The 17,748-nt window shown below is 68.4% G+C and carries 24 protein-coding genes; 19 read left to right on the top strand and 5 right to left on the bottom strand.

All coding sequences use genetic code 11. The annotated features are described in order from the left end of the window. From AX721_RS09150 to AX721_RS09100, 11 genes are all read left to right on the top strand, one after another. Window positions 1-504, top strand: a 504-nt coding sequence (locus tag AX721_RS09150) for a RadC family protein (RefSeq protein ID WP_156467092.1), incomplete at its 5' end; no start/stop codon positions are given. A gap of 71 nt (window positions 505-575) precedes the next feature. After that, complete coding sequence (locus AX721_RS09145; RefSeq protein ID WP_068875709.1) at window positions 576-1,511, top strand: ArdC family protein; 936 nt, start codon at window positions 576-578, stop codon at window positions 1,509-1,511. Continuing rightward, window positions 1,508-2,008, top strand: coding sequence for a GcrA family cell cycle regulator (locus AX721_RS09140; RefSeq protein WP_068875708.1), 501 nt, complete (start codon window positions 1,508-1,510; stop codon window positions 2,006-2,008). Before AX721_RS09145 ends, AX721_RS09140 begins: the two co-directional genes overlap by 4 nt. Before the next feature lie 13 nt (window positions 2,009-2,021). Then, window positions 2,022-2,570, top strand: a complete 549-nt coding sequence (locus AX721_RS09135) for a hypothetical protein (RefSeq protein ID WP_068875707.1) — start codon at window positions 2,022-2,024, stop codon at window positions 2,568-2,570. A gap of 82 nt (window positions 2,571-2,652) precedes the next feature. Next, a complete protein-coding gene (locus AX721_RS09130) occupies window positions 2,653-3,429 on the top strand; it encodes a hypothetical protein (protein ID WP_068875706.1) in 777 nt (258 codons plus the stop codon). A 134-nt stretch (window positions 3,430-3,563) separates the two neighbouring features. Next, complete coding sequence (locus AX721_RS09125) at window positions 3,564-4,493, top strand: DUF2493 domain-containing protein (protein ID WP_068875705.1); 930 nt, start codon at window positions 3,564-3,566, stop codon at window positions 4,491-4,493. Window positions 4,494-4,831: 338 nt separating this feature from the next. After that, on the top strand, window positions 4,832-5,047 hold the full coding sequence (locus tag AX721_RS09120) for a hypothetical protein (RefSeq protein ID WP_068875704.1): 216 nt from the start codon (window positions 4,832-4,834) through the stop codon (window positions 5,045-5,047). An 852-nt stretch (window positions 5,048-5,899) separates the two neighbouring features. After that, entirely contained in the window at window positions 5,900-6,265 is a 366-nt protein-coding gene (locus AX721_RS09115) for a single-stranded DNA-binding protein (RefSeq protein WP_068875703.1), read from the top strand. A gap of 404 nt (window positions 6,266-6,669) precedes the next feature. Further along, window positions 6,670-7,740 carry a replication initiator protein A gene (locus AX721_RS09110; protein WP_369796687.1) on the top strand — a complete coding sequence of 357 codons (1,071 nt, stop codon included), beginning with the start codon at window positions 6,670-6,672 and terminating at the stop codon, window positions 7,738-7,740. Window positions 7,741-8,050: 310 nt separating this feature from the next. Continuing rightward, complete coding sequence (locus AX721_RS09105) at window positions 8,051-9,256, top strand: AAA family ATPase (RefSeq protein WP_068875702.1); 1,206 nt, start codon at window positions 8,051-8,053, stop codon at window positions 9,254-9,256. 12 nt (window positions 9,257-9,268) lie between these two features. Further along, the gene (locus AX721_RS09100) at window positions 9,269-10,294 is read left to right on the top strand and encodes a ParB/RepB/Spo0J family partition protein (RefSeq protein WP_068875701.1); all 1,026 of its coding nucleotides are present in this window, start codon (window positions 9,269-9,271) and stop codon (window positions 10,292-10,294) included. A 198-nt stretch (window positions 10,295-10,492) separates the two neighbouring features. On the opposite strand, the gene AX721_RS28580 is transcribed toward AX721_RS09100, so the two are convergent. After that, the gene (locus tag AX721_RS28580; protein WP_255355356.1) at window positions 10,493-10,615 is read right to left on the bottom strand and encodes a hypothetical protein; all 123 of its coding nucleotides are present in this window, start codon (window positions 10,613-10,615) and stop codon (window positions 10,493-10,495) included. 290 nt (window positions 10,616-10,905) lie between these two features. On the opposite strand from AX721_RS28580, the gene AX721_RS28575 reads away from it, so the two are divergent. From AX721_RS28575 to AX721_RS09085, 4 genes are all read left to right on the top strand, one after another. After that, window positions 10,906-11,034: a hypothetical protein gene (locus AX721_RS28575; protein ID WP_255355357.1), complete on the top strand. Its 129-nt coding sequence runs from the start codon at window positions 10,906-10,908 to the stop codon at window positions 11,032-11,034. A gap of 86 nt (window positions 11,035-11,120) precedes the next feature. Beyond that, window positions 11,121-11,327: a hypothetical protein gene (locus tag AX721_RS09095; RefSeq protein ID WP_068875700.1), complete on the top strand. Its 207-nt coding sequence runs from the start codon at window positions 11,121-11,123 to the stop codon at window positions 11,325-11,327. After that, window positions 11,324-12,088, top strand: a complete 765-nt coding sequence (locus AX721_RS09090) for a ParA family protein (RefSeq protein ID WP_068875699.1) — start codon at window positions 11,324-11,326, stop codon at window positions 12,086-12,088. The genes AX721_RS09095 and AX721_RS09090 overlap by 4 nt, the downstream gene beginning before the upstream one ends. Window positions 12,089-12,098: 10 nt before the next feature. After that, window positions 12,099-13,082, top strand: coding sequence for a ParB/RepB/Spo0J family partition protein (locus tag AX721_RS09085; protein WP_068875698.1), 984 nt, complete (start codon window positions 12,099-12,101; stop codon window positions 13,080-13,082). A 174-nt stretch (window positions 13,083-13,256) separates the two neighbouring features. On the opposite strand, the gene AX721_RS09080 is transcribed toward AX721_RS09085, so the two are convergent. Beyond that, window positions 13,257-13,610 (bottom strand): MerR family transcriptional regulator, encoded by a 354-nt coding sequence (locus AX721_RS09080; RefSeq protein WP_068875697.1) that lies wholly within the window; start codon window positions 13,608-13,610, stop codon window positions 13,257-13,259. 496 nt (window positions 13,611-14,106) lie between these two features. Between AX721_RS09080 and mobC the strand changes: the two genes are divergently transcribed. Genes mobC through AX721_RS09065 form a run of 4 tightly spaced genes read left to right on the top strand, consistent with a single transcriptional unit; the run spans window position 14,107 to window position 16,572 of the window. Then, window positions 14,107-14,619, top strand: coding sequence for a plasmid mobilization relaxosome protein MobC (mobC, locus tag AX721_RS09075; RefSeq protein ID WP_068875696.1), 513 nt, complete (start codon window positions 14,107-14,109; stop codon window positions 14,617-14,619). Then, window positions 14,616-15,683: a hypothetical protein gene (locus AX721_RS09070; RefSeq protein WP_068875695.1), complete on the top strand. Its 1,068-nt coding sequence runs from the start codon at window positions 14,616-14,618 to the stop codon at window positions 15,681-15,683. The genes mobC and AX721_RS09070 overlap by 4 nt, the downstream gene beginning before the upstream one ends. 35 nt (window positions 15,684-15,718) lie before the next feature. Beyond that, window positions 15,719-15,955 (top strand): hypothetical protein, encoded by a 237-nt coding sequence (locus AX721_RS27320; RefSeq protein WP_156467091.1) that lies wholly within the window; start codon window positions 15,719-15,721, stop codon window positions 15,953-15,955. Window positions 15,956-15,984: 29 nt separating this feature from the next. After that, complete coding sequence (locus tag AX721_RS09065) at window positions 15,985-16,572, top strand: hypothetical protein (protein ID WP_068875694.1); 588 nt, start codon at window positions 15,985-15,987, stop codon at window positions 16,570-16,572. Between the two features lie 214 nt (window positions 16,573-16,786). On the opposite strand, the gene AX721_RS09060 is transcribed toward AX721_RS09065, so the two are convergent. The 3 genes from AX721_RS09060 to AX721_RS09050 all read right to left on the bottom strand — a co-directional run. Next, complete coding sequence (locus tag AX721_RS09060) at window positions 16,787-17,077, bottom strand: type II toxin-antitoxin system RelE/ParE family toxin (protein WP_068875693.1); 291 nt, start codon at window positions 17,075-17,077, stop codon at window positions 16,787-16,789. Next, window positions 17,065-17,343, bottom strand: coding sequence for a CopG family ribbon-helix-helix protein (locus tag AX721_RS09055; protein ID WP_068875692.1), 279 nt, complete (start codon window positions 17,341-17,343; stop codon window positions 17,065-17,067). Before AX721_RS09055 ends, AX721_RS09060 begins: the two co-directional genes overlap by 13 nt. 190 nt (window positions 17,344-17,533) lie before the next feature. Beyond that, the coding region (locus AX721_RS09050) for a hypothetical protein (RefSeq protein ID WP_231754706.1) at window positions 17,534-17,748 on the bottom strand (215 nt) is incomplete at its 5' end.

Here is a 17,748-nt window from a genome sequence, read left to right as displayed (position 1 = left end):
GGGGTGGCGCGCGTCTTCGGCGCGCCCGAGCCGGAGCTCGCCCGGGTGATCGGCCGCGACGCGGCCCGCGAGCTGACGCTGCTGCACGCCCTGCTGCTGCGCCTGCTCGAACACCCCCTGCGTCAGCGACCCTTGCTCGGGTCGTATGAGGCTGTGAACACCTATTTGCGCGCCCGGATGGCTGCCTTGCCGCGGGAGGTGTTCCACGTCCTGTTCCTCGACATGCGCAACCAGCTGATCGCCGACGAGCGGCTTGGCGTCGGGACCGTCGACCATGCGCCGGTCTATCCGCGCGAGATCGCGCGCCGGGCGCTGGAGCTGTCGGCCAGCGCGGTCCTGCTCGCCCATAACCATCCGTCAGGCGATCCCACCCCCTCGCGGGCGGACATCGAGATGACCCAGCTGGTGGTGGAGGCGCTGCGGCCCCTGCGGATCGCCGTGCACGACCATGTGGTGGTGGCCGGCGACCAGCTGGTCAGCTTCCGGGCCCAGGGGCTGATCTAGGGAGGCGGAGGAAGGGAACCGGAGCGGGCGAGCGCTCCGGAATGGGTCCGGGCGCCGATGGGAGCCCTGCCATGACCCTCTCCTTCGACAGCCTGATGGCCGAGATCATCGCCCGCCTGGAAGCGGGCACGCTGCCCTGGCGCCAGGCCTGGAGCGCGGCCGGGGCCGATCCGCGCGAACCGCTTCGGTCAAACGGCGAGCCGTTCACCGGCTCCAACGCCTGGCTGCTGTCCTTCGCCGGGGCCGCGGCCGGATTTATCTCGCCCTACTGGTTCACCTTCCGCCAGGCCCTCGACATCGGGGCGCCGGTGGCCAAGGGCGCCAAGGCGACCCCGGCGATCCTCTACAAGACCCGCGTCGTCGAGGACGAGGCCTCGGCCGAGGGTGAGGACGCCGAGGCGCGGGTGCTGCGCTATCTCCGGGTCTACGGCGTGTTCAACGCGGAGCAGCTCACGGACTGCCCGGTCCGGTTCCTGCGCGCGCCGCCGGTCGACCCGGCCGTGCGCGCGGCGGCCCGCAACGCGGTGCTGGACGCGATCCCGAGCCGGGTGGAGTTCGCCGGCGGGACGCCCTGCTATATCCCGGCGTTGGACCTGATCCGGATGCCGGCGCCGGAGCGCTTCCGGACCGTCGAGGACTTCCTGGCCACCAAGGCTCACGAGCAGCTCCACTGGAGCGGGGCCGAGCATCGCCTCGCCCGCGCCTTCGGCCGGCGGTTCGGCGACGAGGCCTACGCCTTCGAAGAGTTGGTGGCGGAGATCGGGGCCGCGGCGCTGGGCCTGCGCATCGGCCTGCCGCCACGAATGCTGGACGACCACGCGGCCTACCTCGGCCATTGGGTGAAGATCCTCAAAGCCCGGCCGGGGGCGCTGCTGGAGGCCTCCGGCCACGCGCAGCGGGCCGTGGACTACCTGCTGGCGTTCAGCCAGGGCGGCGGGCCCGCGGGAGGCGAAAGGCAGGGACCGGTGGAGAGCGCTCATTCCGAGCTTTCGGAGGCCCTCCCATGACCAGCTGGTCCGAACCCCGCATCACCACCCTGTGCACGCTCTGGCTCGACGGCCTGTCGGCGTCGCAGATCGCCAAGCAGCTCGGCGGCGTCACCCGCAACGCCGTCATCGGCAAGGTCCATCGCCTAGGATTGAGCGGCCGGGGCGCGCCCTCGGCGCCTGGCCGCGCATCGCGCAACAGCATGCCCCGGCCTGCCCGTCCCCGGCGGGCGGCCGTTCGCGCCGCGCCGCGCGTCATGGCCCCGCCGCGTCCCCCGGTGGCGCCGCCGGTCCCAGCCGTCGAGGGCCCAGGCCTCGTCACCGACATGGCGCGGCTAGGCGTCCACGCTTGCAAGTGGCCGATCGGCGATCCGAAGAGTCCGGACTTCAGCTTCTGTGGCCGCCATGCCGACGGCCGCTACTGCGCCGCCCACGAAACCCAGGGCGTGCGGGCGGGGACGGCCTGGCGCGCCGACCGGGACCCGGTCGTCCGGCGCGCCTTGGCCGGCCTGATCTGAGCGGTGTTGCGCCATGCTCCCCTCCCCGCTCCTGCGCTACGCGCACGAACTGCCCGTGGCGGCCACCGCGCCGCCACGGGTTCCCGGCAGCGGCATGATCATTCCGCCCTTCACCACCCTCGCGGCGTGGCTGGCGGAGATCGATCGCCAGGGCGCGCTGATGCGGCCCAGGAGCCGGCTCTACGAGCGGTTCGACCGCACCGCCCGCACCCTCACGCCCGGGCGCATCCGCCGGGCGGACGACCCGGTCGCCATCGCCGAGCTGGTGGGCCGCCTACGGGCGGCCCGCCATCCGTGGGGCCATGATCTGCATGAGCTGGACCACGTGTGGTCGCGCGCTGAGCTTGGCGTCCTGCTCACCGAGGCGGTCAATCGCCAGCGCCAGCTGGCCATCGGCCGGATAATGCCGCGGCCCAAGGGGCCGCCGTTGGATCCTCGGCGACTGCCGGATGACCGGCTCGATCACCTGATCCAGCATCATCGCGACCTTCAGGTGGTGGAGGCGCTTCGCGCCGAGCGCCGGCGGCGTGAACTCGCGGAGGTCGCCTATGCGACCGTCTGACCGGTCTTACCCTCTGACGCGCGATGTCGACTTCCGTTTCTACGTTGGCGTCCATCATCCGCGTCTGGCCTGGCCGCTAAGCTTGCGCGGCCTCCGCGTGTGCATCTCGGCCAACGTCTTGCGGGAGCGCGTCCGCGAGGTCCCCTTCCTCGGCTGTGACGAACCCTGGTTGCTGGATTCCGGCGCCTTCACTCAGGTCGCCCTGCAGCGCGGGTTCAGCCATTCCCCCAAGGCCTATGCGGCGATGGTCCGCCGCTACGCGGCGACCGGTCTGATCGCCGCCTCGACCCAGGACTACATGTGCGAGCCGGTGGCGCTGAAGGCCACGGGCCTGACCGTCGCCAGGCATCAGGCGCTGACTCTGGACCGGTTCGACGCGATCCAGGACGCCGGCACGGGACGCGTGCATCTGCTTGCCGTGCTGCAGGGGCATACGCCTGACGACTACCGCCGTCACCTCGAGGCCTATGGCGACCGCATCGGTTACGGCGCCTGGGTGGGCGTGGGGTCGCTCTGCAAGCGCCAGGGCGACCCGGCGGTGATCGCGGCCATCCTCGACGCCATCCTGCAGGACCGGCCGGACCTGCGCCTGCACGGCTTTGGCTGCAAGCGCACCTCGCTGCTCGACCCGGAGGTGCGCCCCCGCCTGGCGAGCGCCGACAGCATGGCCTGGTCCTATGCGGCGCGTTTCGAAGGGCGCGACCAGAACGCCTGGGACGAGGCCGGCCGGTTCGCGCTGGGCGTGGGCGGGTGTCCGGAAGCGGTGGATCGGCTGGGCGCGGCGGCGGGCTGGCGCCGGGCCGTGGAGGGGTCCGCTGCAGCGTCCGAACGCAGGGTGGGCGCGGCCCTCTGGCTCTAGTGGACCTCGCCATCAATCGTCGGCCCCCACAAGGGGCGCTGCGCTCAAAGCCCTTGTGGGGTCCGCCGCTGGACGGCGCGAGGCGGTCCCGAGCCGACGGGCTCGCACCCCCAACCCCGCGAAGGGACTTTCCCATGCAGCTTCCCCCTCCCCTCTCCTCAGACCGCCTGACCGCCTACGAGGCCCAGGCCCTCCAGCTGGAGGACACCCGAACCCACCCGCCGGAGGCGGCGCTTCACCAGCTCGGTGCGAGCCTCATGACCGAGCTGCTCGACATCGTCGGCGAGTCCGCCCTGGAGGACTTCCATGTCCTGATCGGCGAGGCCCTGATCGGCGCCTTCCACTCCGTGGCCCAACGCATCGAGCGCGACGCCGACAAGGCCCGGGATCAGCTGGGCGGCCTGGTGCGGGACTTCGACGGATCCGAGGTGCTCGACACCGAGATCCAGGAAGCCACCCTGAAGGCGCGCGCCGCCGACGTCGCTACCCTGGCGATGGAGATCGTGCGCGATGCGGCCGCGGCCACCTACACGACCACGACCGGCGAGGTCTGGAGCCCCTGGAAGGGCTCGGTGAAGGCCACCCGCACCACGGCGGCCCAGATCGAAGCCCGCGACGCCCTTCGCGCCGCCAAGGCCCGAAAGCACGCCGCGACGGACCCCGGGGCGATCGTGGTCGCCTTCCGCGGCGCGCCGCAGGCTGACACCGCCGAGGATGCGGGGCGTGTCTTCGACGCCCTCAACTGGGCGCGCGAGCAGTGGCCGGACATGGCCCTGGCGACCTCCGGCGCCAAGGGCGCCGAGAAGCTGGCCATCAAGTGGGCCAAGCAGAAGGGCGTCACCCTGGTGCTGGCCAAGGCCGACTTCGACCGGCATGGCCGAGCGGCGCCGTTCCGGGCCAACGACGAGATGCTGGACCTCGATCCGGTGTGCGTCCTGACCCTGGCCAACTCGATCAACCCCGAACGGGCTGCAGACCTGAAGCCCTTCGGTCCCGCGTTGAACCTGGCGCAGAAGGCGGGCGAACGGGGCCTGCGCCATCATCCGGTCAAGGCGCGGGCCTGATCCCGCCGGTGCGGCGGCCGCAAGGTCGCCGCATCTTCTTGTCGGCAAGCCGCGAGGGTGGGTGGAACCGTGTGGGCCCCGACGGCTAGCCAAGGACCTCCAGGCCGGTTCGGGCGGGCTGAACGCGATCTCTCAAGGCGAGCCTTGGCCGGGGCCGTCCGGGCTCAAGGCGACCTCGCCAAGAGCGAGGCGCCGGCGCCGGACCCTCCGGCCTTCCGTCGCTGCGCTCTCGTGCAGGCCGGTTTCCAACGCCAACGACCCTGAGCCCGCCCCTCTCCCCGACCTGACCGGTCGCATGATCGCGGGATGAGCCCGCCGGTCTAGCAACGGAGGCCGATATGGCGAGCATGGCGATGGCGCAGGCGGTTCTGGAACACGCCCACCACTTCTACGACGTGGACAACTGGTATGTGGTGGCCGAGTGCTGGGACGCCTGGTCGGTGCTCGAGGAGTTGGACCAGCGTGAGGAAAAGACCCAAATCCCCTTCCACCTGGACGCCGCGGCCATCGCCCATTTCGCAAAGCTGATCGCCGCGCGGCGGACGATGCACTGACATCGCGGGGCGGTCCTGGTGAGGGACCGCCCTACCCGATTGGAGTGAAACGGGCTCTGAACAGGCTCCGTGCCCTAAAGAGTGCGGCGGCTATCGTGTGAACAAACAAGGAACAAGTTCGCAACCCCTAGGGGGCTGCGCGCCTGCGCGTCCCGGGCGCTGGGGTTGATGATTCTGCCCTGCCCCGCCTCCATGGATAGGGGGAATAGGGGCGCCGCCGCCGTCCACCCCGAAAACCGGAAGCCCCGTCCGGCGACCACGTGGAGGCCGCTCCGTTCCCCGCTGGTCTAAGGCCGGGCCGACGCGACAGAGCCCTGCGGCGCCGATGGCGTTCACCTTTGGCGGAGACGGATGGCGTGGATCCCGGAAGGCGATCACGGCTGGATCGGCCGTGTGACAACACAGTGACGCTTGAAGCCGTCGGAGCGAGGCTGAGGTGGTGAATCCAGTCGAGCGTTGCGCGAGTTCCGTCCAGTTCTCGGCCCCCTTGGGCGGAGGTGCGAGCACGGTTGGCGAGCTTGACAGGACCGGGGTGGCGGTGGGCGTGGAGTCGGTGACGGTTGGCCTGGCGCAACATCGTCTTGCGTCATCTGGCGGTGCAGCGCGGCGGCAGACGGTCCCGCGCGATCAATCACGCAAACCTAGGCCGGGTCGCTCGGGGTTGAAGCCGACCTCGCCAGCGAGGCGGCCGGCCCGGACCCCCCGGTCTTCGTTCGCTGCGCTCCCTGCAGCCCGGTTTCCAGGCCCGCCGGGCTTCATCCCCTCTCTTGTCCCCGTCCTGGGGCGGTCGCGTGATCGCGGCAGGGACCGCGAGCCGCCCGGGCTCCTCCGGGCGGAAGACGGAGAAAGACGATGCTGAACCAAGTCCAACTGATCGGTTTCACCGGCGCCGACGCCGAGGTCCGCACCACCCAGGGCGGCAAGAAGGTCGCCATCCTGCGGGTCGCCACCAGCCGCTACACCAAGAAGGGCGCTGAAAAGAAGGATTACACGACCTGGCACACGATCGAGATCTGGAACCAGGCCACGGTCAACTGGCTCGCCTCCAAGCCGCTTCCGAAGGGCGCCAAGGTGTTCGTCCAGGGCGAGATCCGCCACGACCGCTACACCGACAACGACGGGGTCGAACGCTTCTTCTCCAAGGTGGTGATCGCCGCCCCGGGCCATGAACTGAAGTCGCTCGATCGCCCGGAGACCAACCCTGCCGAGGACGAGTAGCCGCCCCGCCCCGCCCGGTTCGCCGGGCGGGGCTTCTCATCGCGTGTCCTATACCGCCGGCGCCGCCGACACGGCGATGTTCAGGGCGCGCAGCGCACCGGCGAAGCCGGCAGGGCGCGTCGTCTCGACAACCGGGCGTCGCGGCCAGCACCTGGTAGGCCTGGTCGGCTGGCGAACCGCGGGACCCGAACCTCCTTCGTGAGGTGGCGGCGGCGTCCTCGATGACCCCTGAGGCCCTGGTGTGGGATCAGTGTCGACAACCGAGTCGGCAACCGTTGATGCCGGTCACCAATACCCCGACTGCTAGCAGGCCAGGTGCGGTCGGCGCCGATCAATCCCACGCTCCTAGGTCGGGACCGCCCGGTGGCCGGCTGGTAAAGGCCTAAAGGAAGGGGCGCTTGAAGGTGGGCGCGGGTCGAGTTGCCAATTGGCAACTTGTGCGTCGAAGGCCCGCAGGCCGCGCCCTCCCCTACCCTTCCCTCGCACAAATGAGCATGGTGTCGCCCAAGATGTCCAAGCGCGCGATTCGACAACAAGAGTTCGATCTCTTCGTCCCTCGGATGAGCAGCCTGCCGCTGAAAGACCAGCGGGAGGTGATGGAGCGACCGTTCTTTTCGCTCAGCAAGCGCAAGCGCCTGAAGCCCATCGAGTACACGAGCCCGGACGGCGAAGTCTGGGTCCACGTCAGCGCCAACCCGGCGTTCGGCATCGCAACCATCTGGGATGCGGACATTCTCATTTGGGCGACATCGCGGATCAACCAGATGCGCGAGCAGGGCGTCAACGACCTGCCCCGGACGCTGCACACCACGAGCTATGACCTCCTGAAGGCGATCAAGCGCGACACGGGCGGCAAGGGTTACAAAGAGCTGCAGGCGGCGCTGCAGCGCCTCGAGGCCACCACCATCCAGACCTCCATCCGCGGTTCGAAGCGCAACACCAAGGCTCAGTTCGGTTGGCTGGACGAGTGGGTGCTCGAGTCCGATCCCACGACGGGAGCCCCGAAGGGCCTTAGCCTGACCCTGTCGAACTGGGTCTATGAGGGCGTGATCAAGGACCGCGCCCTGCTGACGCTGCATCCCGACTATTTTGCCCTGGCGGGCGGTGTCGAGCGGGCGATCTACCGCATCGCCCGCAAGCACGCCGGCGACCAGCCCGCCGGCTGGACCTGCCGAGTCAGCGTGCTGCACGACAAGACGGGCAGCGAGAGCCCGCTCAAGCAGTTCAACTACCTCCTCAAACGGATCGTCGCGGCCAACGACCTCCCGGAATACGATCTCAGCTTCGTGAACACGGCCGACAACTCCCAGGCCATCCATTTCGTCCGGCGCGACGCGGCCGAGCGCGCCGCCATCAAGGCCGACCTGGAGCGACTCGCCGCCGAATCGGCACGCCGCCAGCGAGAGGACGCCCGGGCGTTGGAAGTGGACGCCCTGTTCGAGAAACGGCGGGTTCCGCCCACGGGGGATCGGTGACCTTTCCCACGGGGTATCGATGACCGCCGGCCCGGGGGATCAGTGACCCTACCCTCGGGGTTTCGGTGACCGGCCGTTGCTGAAAGTCATTGCAGAGCTTGGGTTTTCTGGCCTCGCTGGGGCCTCTAACTCTGTTTAACCTTAGGCCTAAGATATCTTCTAACGGGGTGCGGCGGACAGGCTGGCTTGCCGTCGCCTTGAACCTTGAGGGTTCAGGCTCGGCGCGCTGTTAACCCATTCTTCATTGTATCCGACCGAAAACTTGGCAAATTCTAGACATCCCGTCGGATATTTGCAAAGGAGGCGGACCATGGCGAAGCAAGCCCTAGCCGAAAGCACCGCCTCTGGACCGGTGTTGCTGGACGCGATGTCCGCGCTCAGCGACCGGGCGCATGACGTCATCACCCGGTTGCGGGCGACGGTGTTTGCGCCGGGCGAACAGAAGATCGTCGACCTGCGCTTCTCAGTGACCAAGGCCGCCGAAATGGTCGGCCGCACGGCCGAAGCCATCCGTCAAGCGGAGGCCGATGGACGCCTCCCTGCGCCCCGCCTCAGCCCAACGGGCCGTCGCGAAGGCTACAGCCTGTCCGAGGTCAATCACATGCGCGACGTGTTCGGCACGCGGCCGAGGCGGGGGCCCGACGACCCCCCCATCGTGCTGGCGGTCCAGAACTTCAAAGGCGGCGTCGGCAAGAGCACGCTCACCTGCCATGTCGCCCAGTACCTGGCGTTGAAGGGCTATCGGGTGGCGGTGATCGACTGCGACAGCCAGGCCAGCACGACCACGATCTTCGGGTTCAATCCGGATATCGACATCGACGATGAGCAGACCCTCCTCCCCTTCTTCCGCCACGGGGGCGAACCGGACCTGAAGTATGCCCTGCGGTCTACCGCCTGGCCGGGCATCGATCTGGTGCCTGCGAACCTCGGACTTTACCAGGCGGAATACGAGGCGGCGGCGCGGCTTCGGGGCAATCCGGACGCGCTGGACCGCCTGCGCCGGGGCGTCGAAAGTATGGCCGGGGACTACGACGTGGTCCTACTCGATCCCCCGCCGGCGTTGGGCATGCTTTCCCTGGCCGTGCTGCGCGCGGCCAACGCCCTGCTTATCCCGACGCCGCCATCGACCGTCGACTTCGCCTCGACGGCCCATTTCCTGCGCATGATCGTCGAGACGCTCGAAGTCATGCAGAACCATCTGGGCCCGCGGGGCTATCATTTTCTGCGCGTGGTGGCGACGAAAGTCGATGAGGGCAAGAGCGCCCACACGCAGATCCGCGACATGATGGAGGCGGTGTTCGGCGTCGACATGCTGTCAGCCTCGCTGCTCGATTCGGCAGAGATCGACAACGCCAATGTGCAGCTACGCACGGTCTACGAGCTCACCGGCCCAGCGACGAAGACCTATGAGCGCTGCCGCAACAACCTCGATCGGCTGAATGGCGAGATCGAACTTCTTGTCCGCAAGGCTTGGCCGAGCCATCGGCCGGACCTGCGTCGGCTTGGACTAGGGTAGGGGAGGGCGGTCATGGCATCCACAACAGGCAAGAACCGCTCCATCCTCGCGGGCTTGGTGAGCCCGGTCACTGAAACCCCGACGGCAGACCGTGGGGCGCCGGCCCCTGAGCGGCTCAGCACCCGCCTCACCGGTTTGGCCCGCGTCACCTCCGGCGATGTGAAGGAAAAGACCCTCAAGCTGGTCGACCCGAGCCGGTGCCGAATGTGGGAGCGCCACAATCGGCGCTATGATCTGCTCAACGAAACCTCCTGCGCGGACCTGCTGGAAAGCCTGCGCTCGCAAGGCGAGCAGGAGTTCCCGGCGATCGTGCGACGGGTCGAGGGCGACCCGGCTTTCGACTACGAGGTGATCTGCGGCGCGCGCCGGCATTGGTCGGTCAGCTATCTGCGCAATGTCGAGCACCGCGAGATCCGCTATCTCATCGAGGAGCGGGAGCTGACGGACGAGCAGGCCTTCCGTCTGGCGGACGTCGAAAACCGGTCGCGCAAGGACATCAGCGATTACGAGCGCGCGCTTGATTATCGCCACGCGGTCGAGACCTTCTATGGCGGCGTCGCCCAGCGCATGGCTGAACGCCTTGAGGTCTCGAAAACCTGGCTGTCGCGCTTCCTCGATCTGGCCAAGCTGCCTACAGATATCGTGGAGGCGTTCGGCGACATCCGCGTCCTGCGCGAGCACCATGCCCGCGAAATCAAGCCGCTGTTGGCCGACAGTGGGTCGCGCCCGAAAGTGATGGCGGAGGCCAAACGCTTGGGCGTCCAACAGGCCGCCGCAGTGGCGGCCGGCCATGCGCCCCTGGAGCCGTCGAAGGTCATTGCGGCTCTCAAGGCGGCCGCGGCCGGCCCGAGGACTCAGACAACGCAGGGGACGCGCGGCACAGTCATCTCTAGCGAGAACGGCGCGGCGTTGTTCACCCTGGCCCGTAAGGGCCCCAAGAGGGTCATGCTCGAGCTGGCGCTCGACGCTGACGCCAGCAATGCGGACTTCGCGACCGCATTCCAACGTGAACTGCAACGGCTGCGGCCGAAGGCCTGAGTTGCCAACTGGTAACGCCGGGGCACCCGTTTTCTGGGCCTCGACGGCGCGAGTTGCCAATTGGCAACTTTGCGCCACTCGTCGGGGTATCAGTGACCGACGGGGTCTCGGCCGGCGTGATACGCAATCGACGCATCATCACCGCGAGCCACGACGAGCCGAAGGCGCCTTCTGGCTACGTCGCCCAGGCGCTGGATCTCACATGGCCGAGTGGTGGCCGGCGACGGCGAAGAGCTTCTTCTCGCGCGTCTCTAGCCGACCGTCCTCGCCGCCGTGGCGGAAGGTCTCCACGTGTAGCGGCGGCGAAAGCGCCGCGTTCAAGAAGGCGGCGTCGCCAAGAGGCTGAGAGGCGCATGGGGCGCAAGGGTAGTCTTCTCGACTCATCGGCGCCGCGGCCGACTTGGTCAGGGCCCATCCCGTCTAAACACACCAGAAAAAAACATCATTATCTTATCGCACCAAAAACATAATGATGTATTATCATCCTAAGACGGAGCCGACACCATGACCATCCCCGCGGCCAGACGGTGGGCAGAGGCCGCCCCCACTTGGCGCCGCCGCTTGAAGCTGCGCCCCGCGTTTTGTGCGTCCAAACTTTCCAGGAGCCTGCCATGCTCGCCGCCTTCCTCGTCTTCATCGCCTTCGCCCTCGTGGCCGGCATTCTTTCCCCGCGAACCCGCCAGGAGGCGGACTGGCTGCTGTGGCGGCAGAATCAGGAGCGGCGCGGGGATGACGGCTGAAACATCATTACGTTCTGGGTATGCTGCCCCCGGCACACCGCGGCCGAGCGAGTCGGCCGAGGCGTGCCGGGCGATGAGGAACGAGCGTGGACGAGAATGGCGCGGGCGAAACCATGATGAGCCTGAAGGTCCCGACGCAGCTGCGCGACGAGATTCGGGCCAAGGCCATCAAGGAAGGGGTGACCCTGCGGGTGATCGTCCTTCGCGCGCTGAAGGCGGCCGGCTTCGAGGTGGACGACGCGGAACTATCGGACCGTCGGCCGGCCCACTCGGGCAGGAGAAAGGGGTCGTGAAGACGATCGTCGTCAACAACCAGAAGGGCGGCGTCGGCAAGACCATGCTGGCCGTCCACCTGGCCTGGTTCCTGGCCGAGGAGCGCGGGGCGCGGGTGCTGTTCATCGACCTCGACCCGCAGGGCAACGCCTCCTACACCCTCGACGGCGAACGCAACGGGGGCTCGAGCTCCGCCCTCTTCTTCGGTCCCGACGTGCGAATCGAGGGCCTGCCCGGCATCACCGTGCTCCGCGCGGACGAGAAGCTGCATTCCGTCGAGCAGAACATCAACACGGCCGTCCCGGCGATGGCCAAGCGCTTCGTGACCTTTAAGGATCAGTTCGACTTTTGCGTGATCGACACACCGCCGACCTGGGGCGGACGAAACTTCGCGGCCCTGCTGGTGACCGACTATGTCATCTCGCCCATCGACCTCGAGGACTACTCTCTGCAGGGCGTGGGCACGCTGCGCAAGCAAGTCAAGCTGGTGGAGGATCAGGCGCGGGGCGGCCGCCGGATCGGCTTCCTCGGCCTTCTTCCCTCCCGCCTCGTCAGCAACTCGCCTCGTCAGCGGGAGCACCTGAGGACCCTGATCCAACAGGCCGGCGCGTCGCTCTTGTTCGAGGGCGTGATCACCCAGCGCCAGGGCTACGCCGAGGCGCTGAGCGCGAAGACCCCCGTCTGGACCATCAAGAAATCGGCGGCGCAGGACGCGGCGCGGGAACTCCGGGGCGTGCTGGCCACCATCAAGAACCGCATGGCGGCTCCTATCGCCGCCTGAGAGGATCGTTATGGCCGAGACTAACTTCGCACAGCTCGTCGGCGGGCTCGTGGACGATACCGGGGAGCCCGCAGGCGTGCGCCTGAAGGACATTCCACTGACGGAGATCTACGAGGACCCCAACAATCCGCGAATCACCTTCGACAAGCGGGAATTGGAGGCGCTGGCGTCGTCGATCCGCGAGAAGAGCCTGCTCCAACCCATCACCGTGCGCCCCAAGGACGAGCAGGGCCACATGATCCGCTACGGCGCGCGGCGCTATCGTGCGGCGCTGCTGGCGGGACTGGAGAAAATCCCGGCGATCATCACCACGAGCGACGCGAGCGAAGCCGATATCCTCGCCGCCCAGGTGATCGAGAACGATCAGCGCGAAGGCCTGAACACGGCGGAGATGGCGGGCGCGGTGCAACGGCTCCTCGACCTGGGCCTCAGCCAAGTCCAGATCGCGGAGAAGCTGGGGCGGCCGAAGGACCAGGTTTCCATGTATGCGGCGGTGAAGGACATGCCGCAGCCCTTGCAGGACCTCGCGCCGAAGCTCGGCGTACGAACGCTCTATGAACTCTCCGGCGCCTGGAAGCGCGACGCCAAGCGGACGGCGGCGCTGGTGGCGGCGAAGGGCGCGGAGATCACGACCGCCGAGGCCCGCGCGCTGTCGGCCGAGCTGAAGGCCGCCAAGGCCTCGCCCGCGGCCGGGAAGGGCGCTTCGGGCGGCAGGGAGCCTACGGCGGGATCAGAGGCGTCTGCGGACGCGGGAAAAGGCCACAGAGAGCGGGGGAGTTTGGACATACAAACTTCCGCCGAGGCCGCCGACGCGCCACGGCCGCGAGGCGGCCGGCTGGCGGGCTTTGACGTGAAGGTGGGCAAACGGACCGGGCGGCTCCTGTTGGAGGCCGGACCCGATCCGGAGACGGTGTTGATCGCTTTCGAGGGCGGGGGCAGCCTAGAGCCCACGCCGGTCGCGAACGTGCGGTTGGTGAAGTCCCGGAGCGAGTAGTTGGACGCCCGCGGCATTGGAGGCGCGATCCTTCGCGGAGCTGTGACGACGGTCCGGTACGTCGTCGTTTTCGTCATGCTCCATTGCCGCCCGCTCGTGAAGGTCGCGCTGCGGGCCTACATGTTCGTGGGCGCGGCGTTCCTCGCCGGACGGGCGGCGGCTCTACCTCGACGTCTAATTGTCCAGGAGGTCGCTCACTAGGAGCTCCATCAGTTCAGCCCGAGTGGCGCGCAAGGTCGCGATCGTAGCGTCGATCGTGGCCAGGCGCTCACGCCGGCGCTGCAACTCCTCGGGCGCTGCGCCTGTGGCCGCCGGTTCCGAGATGCGGTTGATGAAGGTGCGGATCTCGCCCGTGGTGAAGCCGAGATCCACCAGGTGACCGATGCGCCGGGCGACAGGTGCGGTTTCCGGCGGATAGTCGCGATAGCCGTTCTCGGCGCGGTGGCCCTCGATCAGGCCTTCGCGTTCGTAGTGGCGCACCTGGCGGGTGGTGAGCTGGGCGCGGCGGGCGAGCTCGCTAATCTGCATGGCGTTCGTCTCCGGCTGTGCCCTTACCGGTAATGGCAAGGTCCTTCGTGGAAGGCAGGGGTGCAGGCCCCGCCCTGCACCCCTGCCCGCCGGCGAGGCTGGGGGTAGCAAGTGGGGCGCGGGCCGGGGGGAGGGGGATCACCCGGCCTGCACGACCGAAGGGAGGAAGGTCGGGGAGACCCCCCGGCCCGGTCGAAGCGAAGCGGAGACTTCACGCCCCGCGCGCGAGGGGCGACGCCCCTTAGCCTATCCCGGTGAATGATGTGTCTCGGCGCCATAGTGTCGGTTGCTTCCCTGAGTGGGAATTGAGAACGATTTGCAAGTGTGATTCAACCTATGGTGCCCCCGCGCGAAGAATCCAAGCTTAACGACGCGCCCGCCAAGCCAGACTCCCCGGCGCGACTCGTGCGATAGTGTGTTTGCGTGGGGAGAGTCTGTAGGCGTGTGAGGGCAGGATAGGCTTTGCGCCGGCATTTTTATAAACTACGCTGCGCTCATGGCCATGTTCGCCTTCCAGCTTCCCGATGCGCTGGCCGCGAAATTCGACGCGATCGCCTCCGGCGGCCGTTCGAAGCGGCTCCGCGAGCTGGTGGCTGAGGCCGTCGGGCAGGAAGCGCCCAGGCCGCCGACGGCGGCGCGAGGCCCGTCGACGAAGCTCACGATCCGGCTGAAGGACGAGGACCAGGCGGCGCTCGACAAGGCGGCCGACGCCGACGGGCTCATGCGGACCGAGTGGGCTCTGGCGGTCCTGCGGCGACGTCTGCACGGGCGGCCGAAGTTCGGGCGGCGCGAGGAGCTGGCGTTCTACGCCGTACAGGAGGAGCTGCGGCGGATCGGGGTGAACCTCAATCAGATCACGCGCGCCCTGAACACCGCCGTGATGCCGGGGACCGTGCTTTCCGCCGAGATCGCCCAGCTCGAGGCGTTCCGCGAAGAGATCCGCGCCCACGTGCGGGGGCTGAAGGGCGCCTTCCGGGGCAATCTCGACTATTGGGAGGACGAGGCGTGAGCGACTTCCGCTCCGTCCGCGGGTTCGACAATCTTTGGCGGCCGCCGGCTGGCGGGCGGAAGATCGTCCCCAAGGACCCGGTGATCGCCGGGCCCTCTAGGCGCGGCGGCGGGGGCGGGGAGGCCAAGGCGCGCTTGGCGCGCGTGGTCCAGAAAGCTCCCGAGGTGATGGTGAAGATCACCGGGCGGACGAAGGATGGTGAGCACCTAGCCGCGCATCTGGAATACATCTCGCGCAAGGGCGAGCTCGATCTGGAGCAGTCCGACGGGGCGCTGATCCATGGCCGCGGCGCGGTGCGCGAGCTGGCGGACGACTGGTCCGAGGTGGGGGAGGGGGACAGCCGTCGGCGGGCGAACAGCAACATGTCGGTGTCGATCGTGCTCAGCATGCCGGTCGGGACTGACCCGGACCGGATGAAGGACGCGGTGCGGGCTTTCGCCCGGGCGGAGTTCGGCGACACTTTCCCGTATGTGTTCGCCTTCCATCAGGACGCGAAGGGCGAGCAGCCGCACATCCATCTCAGCGTGCGGGCGCTGGGCGTGAACGGCGAGCGGCTGAATCCGCGCAAGGCGGACCTGGCGGACTGGCGCGAGCAGTTCGCCCGGGAGCTGCGGGGCCGGGGCATCCAGGCCGAGGCGACGCCGCGGCGGGCGCGGGGCGTCACGCACAAGCCGGAGCGGACCGCGATCCGCAAGGCGCGGGAACGGTTCGAGCGGACCGGCCAGAACGAACCGCGGGTGCTGCGCGAAGCGCGGCGAGAGGCCGAGGCGCTAGCCCAGGGCGGGGCGAAGCCGCAGCCCTGGGACGAGCAGATGCGCCGGCGTCAGGCTGAGGTGCGGGCGACGTACCACGCGGCCGCCAAAATGCTCGCTGCGTCGCCCGATCCGCGGGACCAAGCGCTGGCGAAGGACGTCCAGGCGTTCGTCAAATCCATGCCGCCGCCGGTGAGCCGCAAGGTGGCGCTGGCGCGTCAGATGGTCATCGAGCGGCGATCGGCCCGGAAGAGACCTGAAGCGGCGCCCGAACGGCGCGGGCCCGACAAGGGAAAGGGGCGGAGCCGGTGATGTTTGGACGTACAAACCGATAAGGGAAGGCGGCTGTGCAGGAAGAGGCGAGCGCGATCGCGACGGCATGCGAGGCCTATTTCGTGCGCGTGCGTCGTTATGGCAAGGAACGGGCGGCGCAGGATGAGCGCCTACTGGGCTACACGCTCAACCCGGAGGCGCACTACCCACGCAAGGCGGAGGCGTGGCGGGCCGGATACGCTGCAGAGGCAGCGCGCCTCAAGCGGCAAGGCGGGCGAGCGGCGGCGGCGCTAACCGCGGAATCGCGTTAGGCATAGCTCTGCGGTCGTGGGAGGATTCCATGCAGGGCGGCTCGGTCGGCGTGCACTTGAGCGCAGCGCTCGCCGTTGCCCGGGAGCTGCGCAGCGCGTCTTCACGAAAGCTGCGGGTCCGGTTCATCACCGACCCTGACGGCGATCCCGGTCTCCTGGTCTGCGCGACCATCGGCGCGCGAACGAACGCGGAGCTCGAGGCTCAGGATGGAAGGGGACGGCGGTTTATTCCGCTAGACGAGCTTGATGCCCGGGCGGGGGAAATCCCGGACATGGTGCGGAGCGCGGTGTCCGAGGTGCAGGCGGCCGTCGCCGCCGCCCCAGCGCCGCCGCCTCGGCCCAGCGCCGCCCTCGACGACGCGGCGGTGTTCGAGGAGGTCGTCGACCGGGCCTACGAAGGATTTGTGCGACTCTCGGGCGAGATGACCGGGGGAGCGGAGCTCCCGAGGGCGGCGGCCGTCGAAGCCGTCGTCGTCGGCGCTATGCGGTTTGCGGCGCTCGCGGGCCTTGCTGGCGGCCTGGACAGGAGCGACCTGCACGACATGGTCAAGAACGCCATTTCGGAGCTGTCGGGCCGGTCGGAGCTGGCGAAAGCCACGTACAGGCTGGACAGCTGACTCAGCAGCCTTTGCCGCCCGAGGCGGCCCGTTCCTCACTTACGGTGTTGGCCACTGGAACACCGGGGAATTTCACGCCGACCTGTATGAACTGTGCCTTGGGGGGCGGAGGCGGTTCGCGCTGCGAAGACGCTCTGGGCGCGTGCATTGCGCTCCCGACGGGCCGGTCGCTGACCTGGCTGGCTCCGTTGGGCGCTGACGGCTCCGACATAGTTCAATACCCGGCCTCCTTCTGATGGCGTACGGCCAGCATCACGACTGTCTCGTCTTCAACGCGATAGAGGACCACATAGCCACTGTTGCCGAAGTCGATCAGCCATTCCCGATACTCGGCGTCCATGTCCGCCACAGGGCGGCCGATGCGCGGCCGGTGCGCTAGGATCTTGACCCCCGACCGGATCGCCTTCACCGCTCGTTGCGCGGCGTCGGCGTCCTTCGGCGCCAGAAACCGGTAAAGTCGCTGAACGTCGGCCAGTGCATCCGGCGTCCAGATCAGACGTGGCACTTCGGAATTTCCGCATCTTCTCCCGCTTCCAACTGCGCCAGCCAGGCGTCAGCTTCCTCGAGCGTCAGATGCGCGCCGGTCCGTTGATAGTCCTCCCAGGCACGAAGGGCGTCTTGCTTGAAGGATTCGCGCTTCTCTTCGCGCTCGACATACTGGGCGATCGCCTCTCGCATGATCCAATGTGAGGTGCGGCGGCGCGCGGCGGCCAGGTGCTGGACGCGGCCCTTGAGTTCATCGTCGAGCTTGATTGACGTGGCCGTCGGCATGCTGGCCTCCGTAGCGACAGGTAATACCTCACGCTACTCTATCGCTGACGCAGTCTGGAGTCGACCCTGGCCCGCTGCCCCCGCACACCTGCGACACCACCAGCTCGTCGGAGAGCCGCGGGCGCGCGCCCAGCGCCCCGCCTCGATGAAGCGCGAACCACGCGCTAGGAAGAGAGGCGCCAGGGTTCGGTCATTCGGCATCGCCAGGCTCCTGGGCGGCGGAGCGGATGAGGTCGGCGAAGAAGTTCCGCTTCGACGCGGGAAGGCTGCGCCAGGCCTGCAGGAGCGCGATGGCGCGGGGGTCGGCGGCCAGCTCTTCGGCGATCGGGTCGGCCGCCCCTTTCGCCGGATGCGCATTCCAGTGATCGTGGGCGCTCATTCCACGCGATGGCGGGCGCCTATTCC

This window comes from Phenylobacterium sp. CCH9-H3 (assembly GCF_001557235.1).
In the GTDB taxonomy this organism is placed as follows: Bacteria; Pseudomonadota; Alphaproteobacteria; order Caulobacterales; family Caulobacteraceae; genus Phenylobacterium.
Note: the sequence above shows the minus strand (reverse complement) of the source record. Positions and strands in the feature narration are given on the sequence as shown.

Excerpts from the sequence above, each read along its gene's own strand:
- AX721_RS09085 (WP_068875698.1), top strand. The coding sequence starts at position 12,099 with ATGGCCGAGACTAACTTCGCACAGCTCGTCGGCGGGCTCGTGGACGAT.
- AX721_RS09140 (WP_068875708.1), top strand. The coding sequence starts at position 1,508 with ATGACCAGCTGGTCCGAACCCCGCATCACCACCCTGTGCACGCTCTGG.
- AX721_RS09105 (WP_068875702.1), top strand. The coding sequence starts at position 8,051 with ATGGCGAAGCAAGCCCTAGCCGAAAGCACCGCCTCTGGACCGGTGTTG.
- AX721_RS09120 (WP_068875704.1), top strand. The coding sequence starts at position 4,832 with ATGGCGAGCATGGCGATGGCGCAGGCGGTTCTGGAACACGCCCACCAC.
- AX721_RS09115 (WP_068875703.1), top strand. The coding sequence starts at position 5,900 with ATGCTGAACCAAGTCCAACTGATCGGTTTCACCGGCGCCGACGCCGAG.
- AX721_RS09055 (WP_068875692.1), bottom strand. The coding sequence starts at position 17,343 with ATGCCGACGGCCACGTCAATCAAGCTCGACGATGAACTCAAGGGCCGC.
- AX721_RS09125 (WP_068875705.1), top strand. The coding sequence starts at position 3,564 with ATGCAGCTTCCCCCTCCCCTCTCCTCAGACCGCCTGACCGCCTACGAG.
- mobC (WP_068875696.1), top strand. The coding sequence starts at position 14,107 with ATGGCCATGTTCGCCTTCCAGCTTCCCGATGCGCTGGCCGCGAAATTC.
- AX721_RS09135 (WP_068875707.1), top strand. The coding sequence starts at position 2,022 with ATGCTCCCCTCCCCGCTCCTGCGCTACGCGCACGAACTGCCCGTGGCG.
- AX721_RS09145 (WP_068875709.1), top strand. The coding sequence starts at position 576 with ATGACCCTCTCCTTCGACAGCCTGATGGCCGAGATCATCGCCCGCCTG.
- AX721_RS09100 (WP_068875701.1), top strand. The coding sequence starts at position 9,269 with ATGGCATCCACAACAGGCAAGAACCGCTCCATCCTCGCGGGCTTGGTG.
- AX721_RS09065 (WP_068875694.1), top strand. The coding sequence starts at position 15,985 with ATGCAGGGCGGCTCGGTCGGCGTGCACTTGAGCGCAGCGCTCGCCGTT.
- AX721_RS28575 (WP_255355357.1), top strand. The coding sequence starts at position 10,906 with ATGCTCGCCGCCTTCCTCGTCTTCATCGCCTTCGCCCTCGTGGCCGGC.
- AX721_RS09080 (WP_068875697.1), bottom strand. The coding sequence starts at position 13,610 with ATGCAGATTAGCGAGCTCGCCCGCCGCGCCCAGCTCACCACCCGCCAG.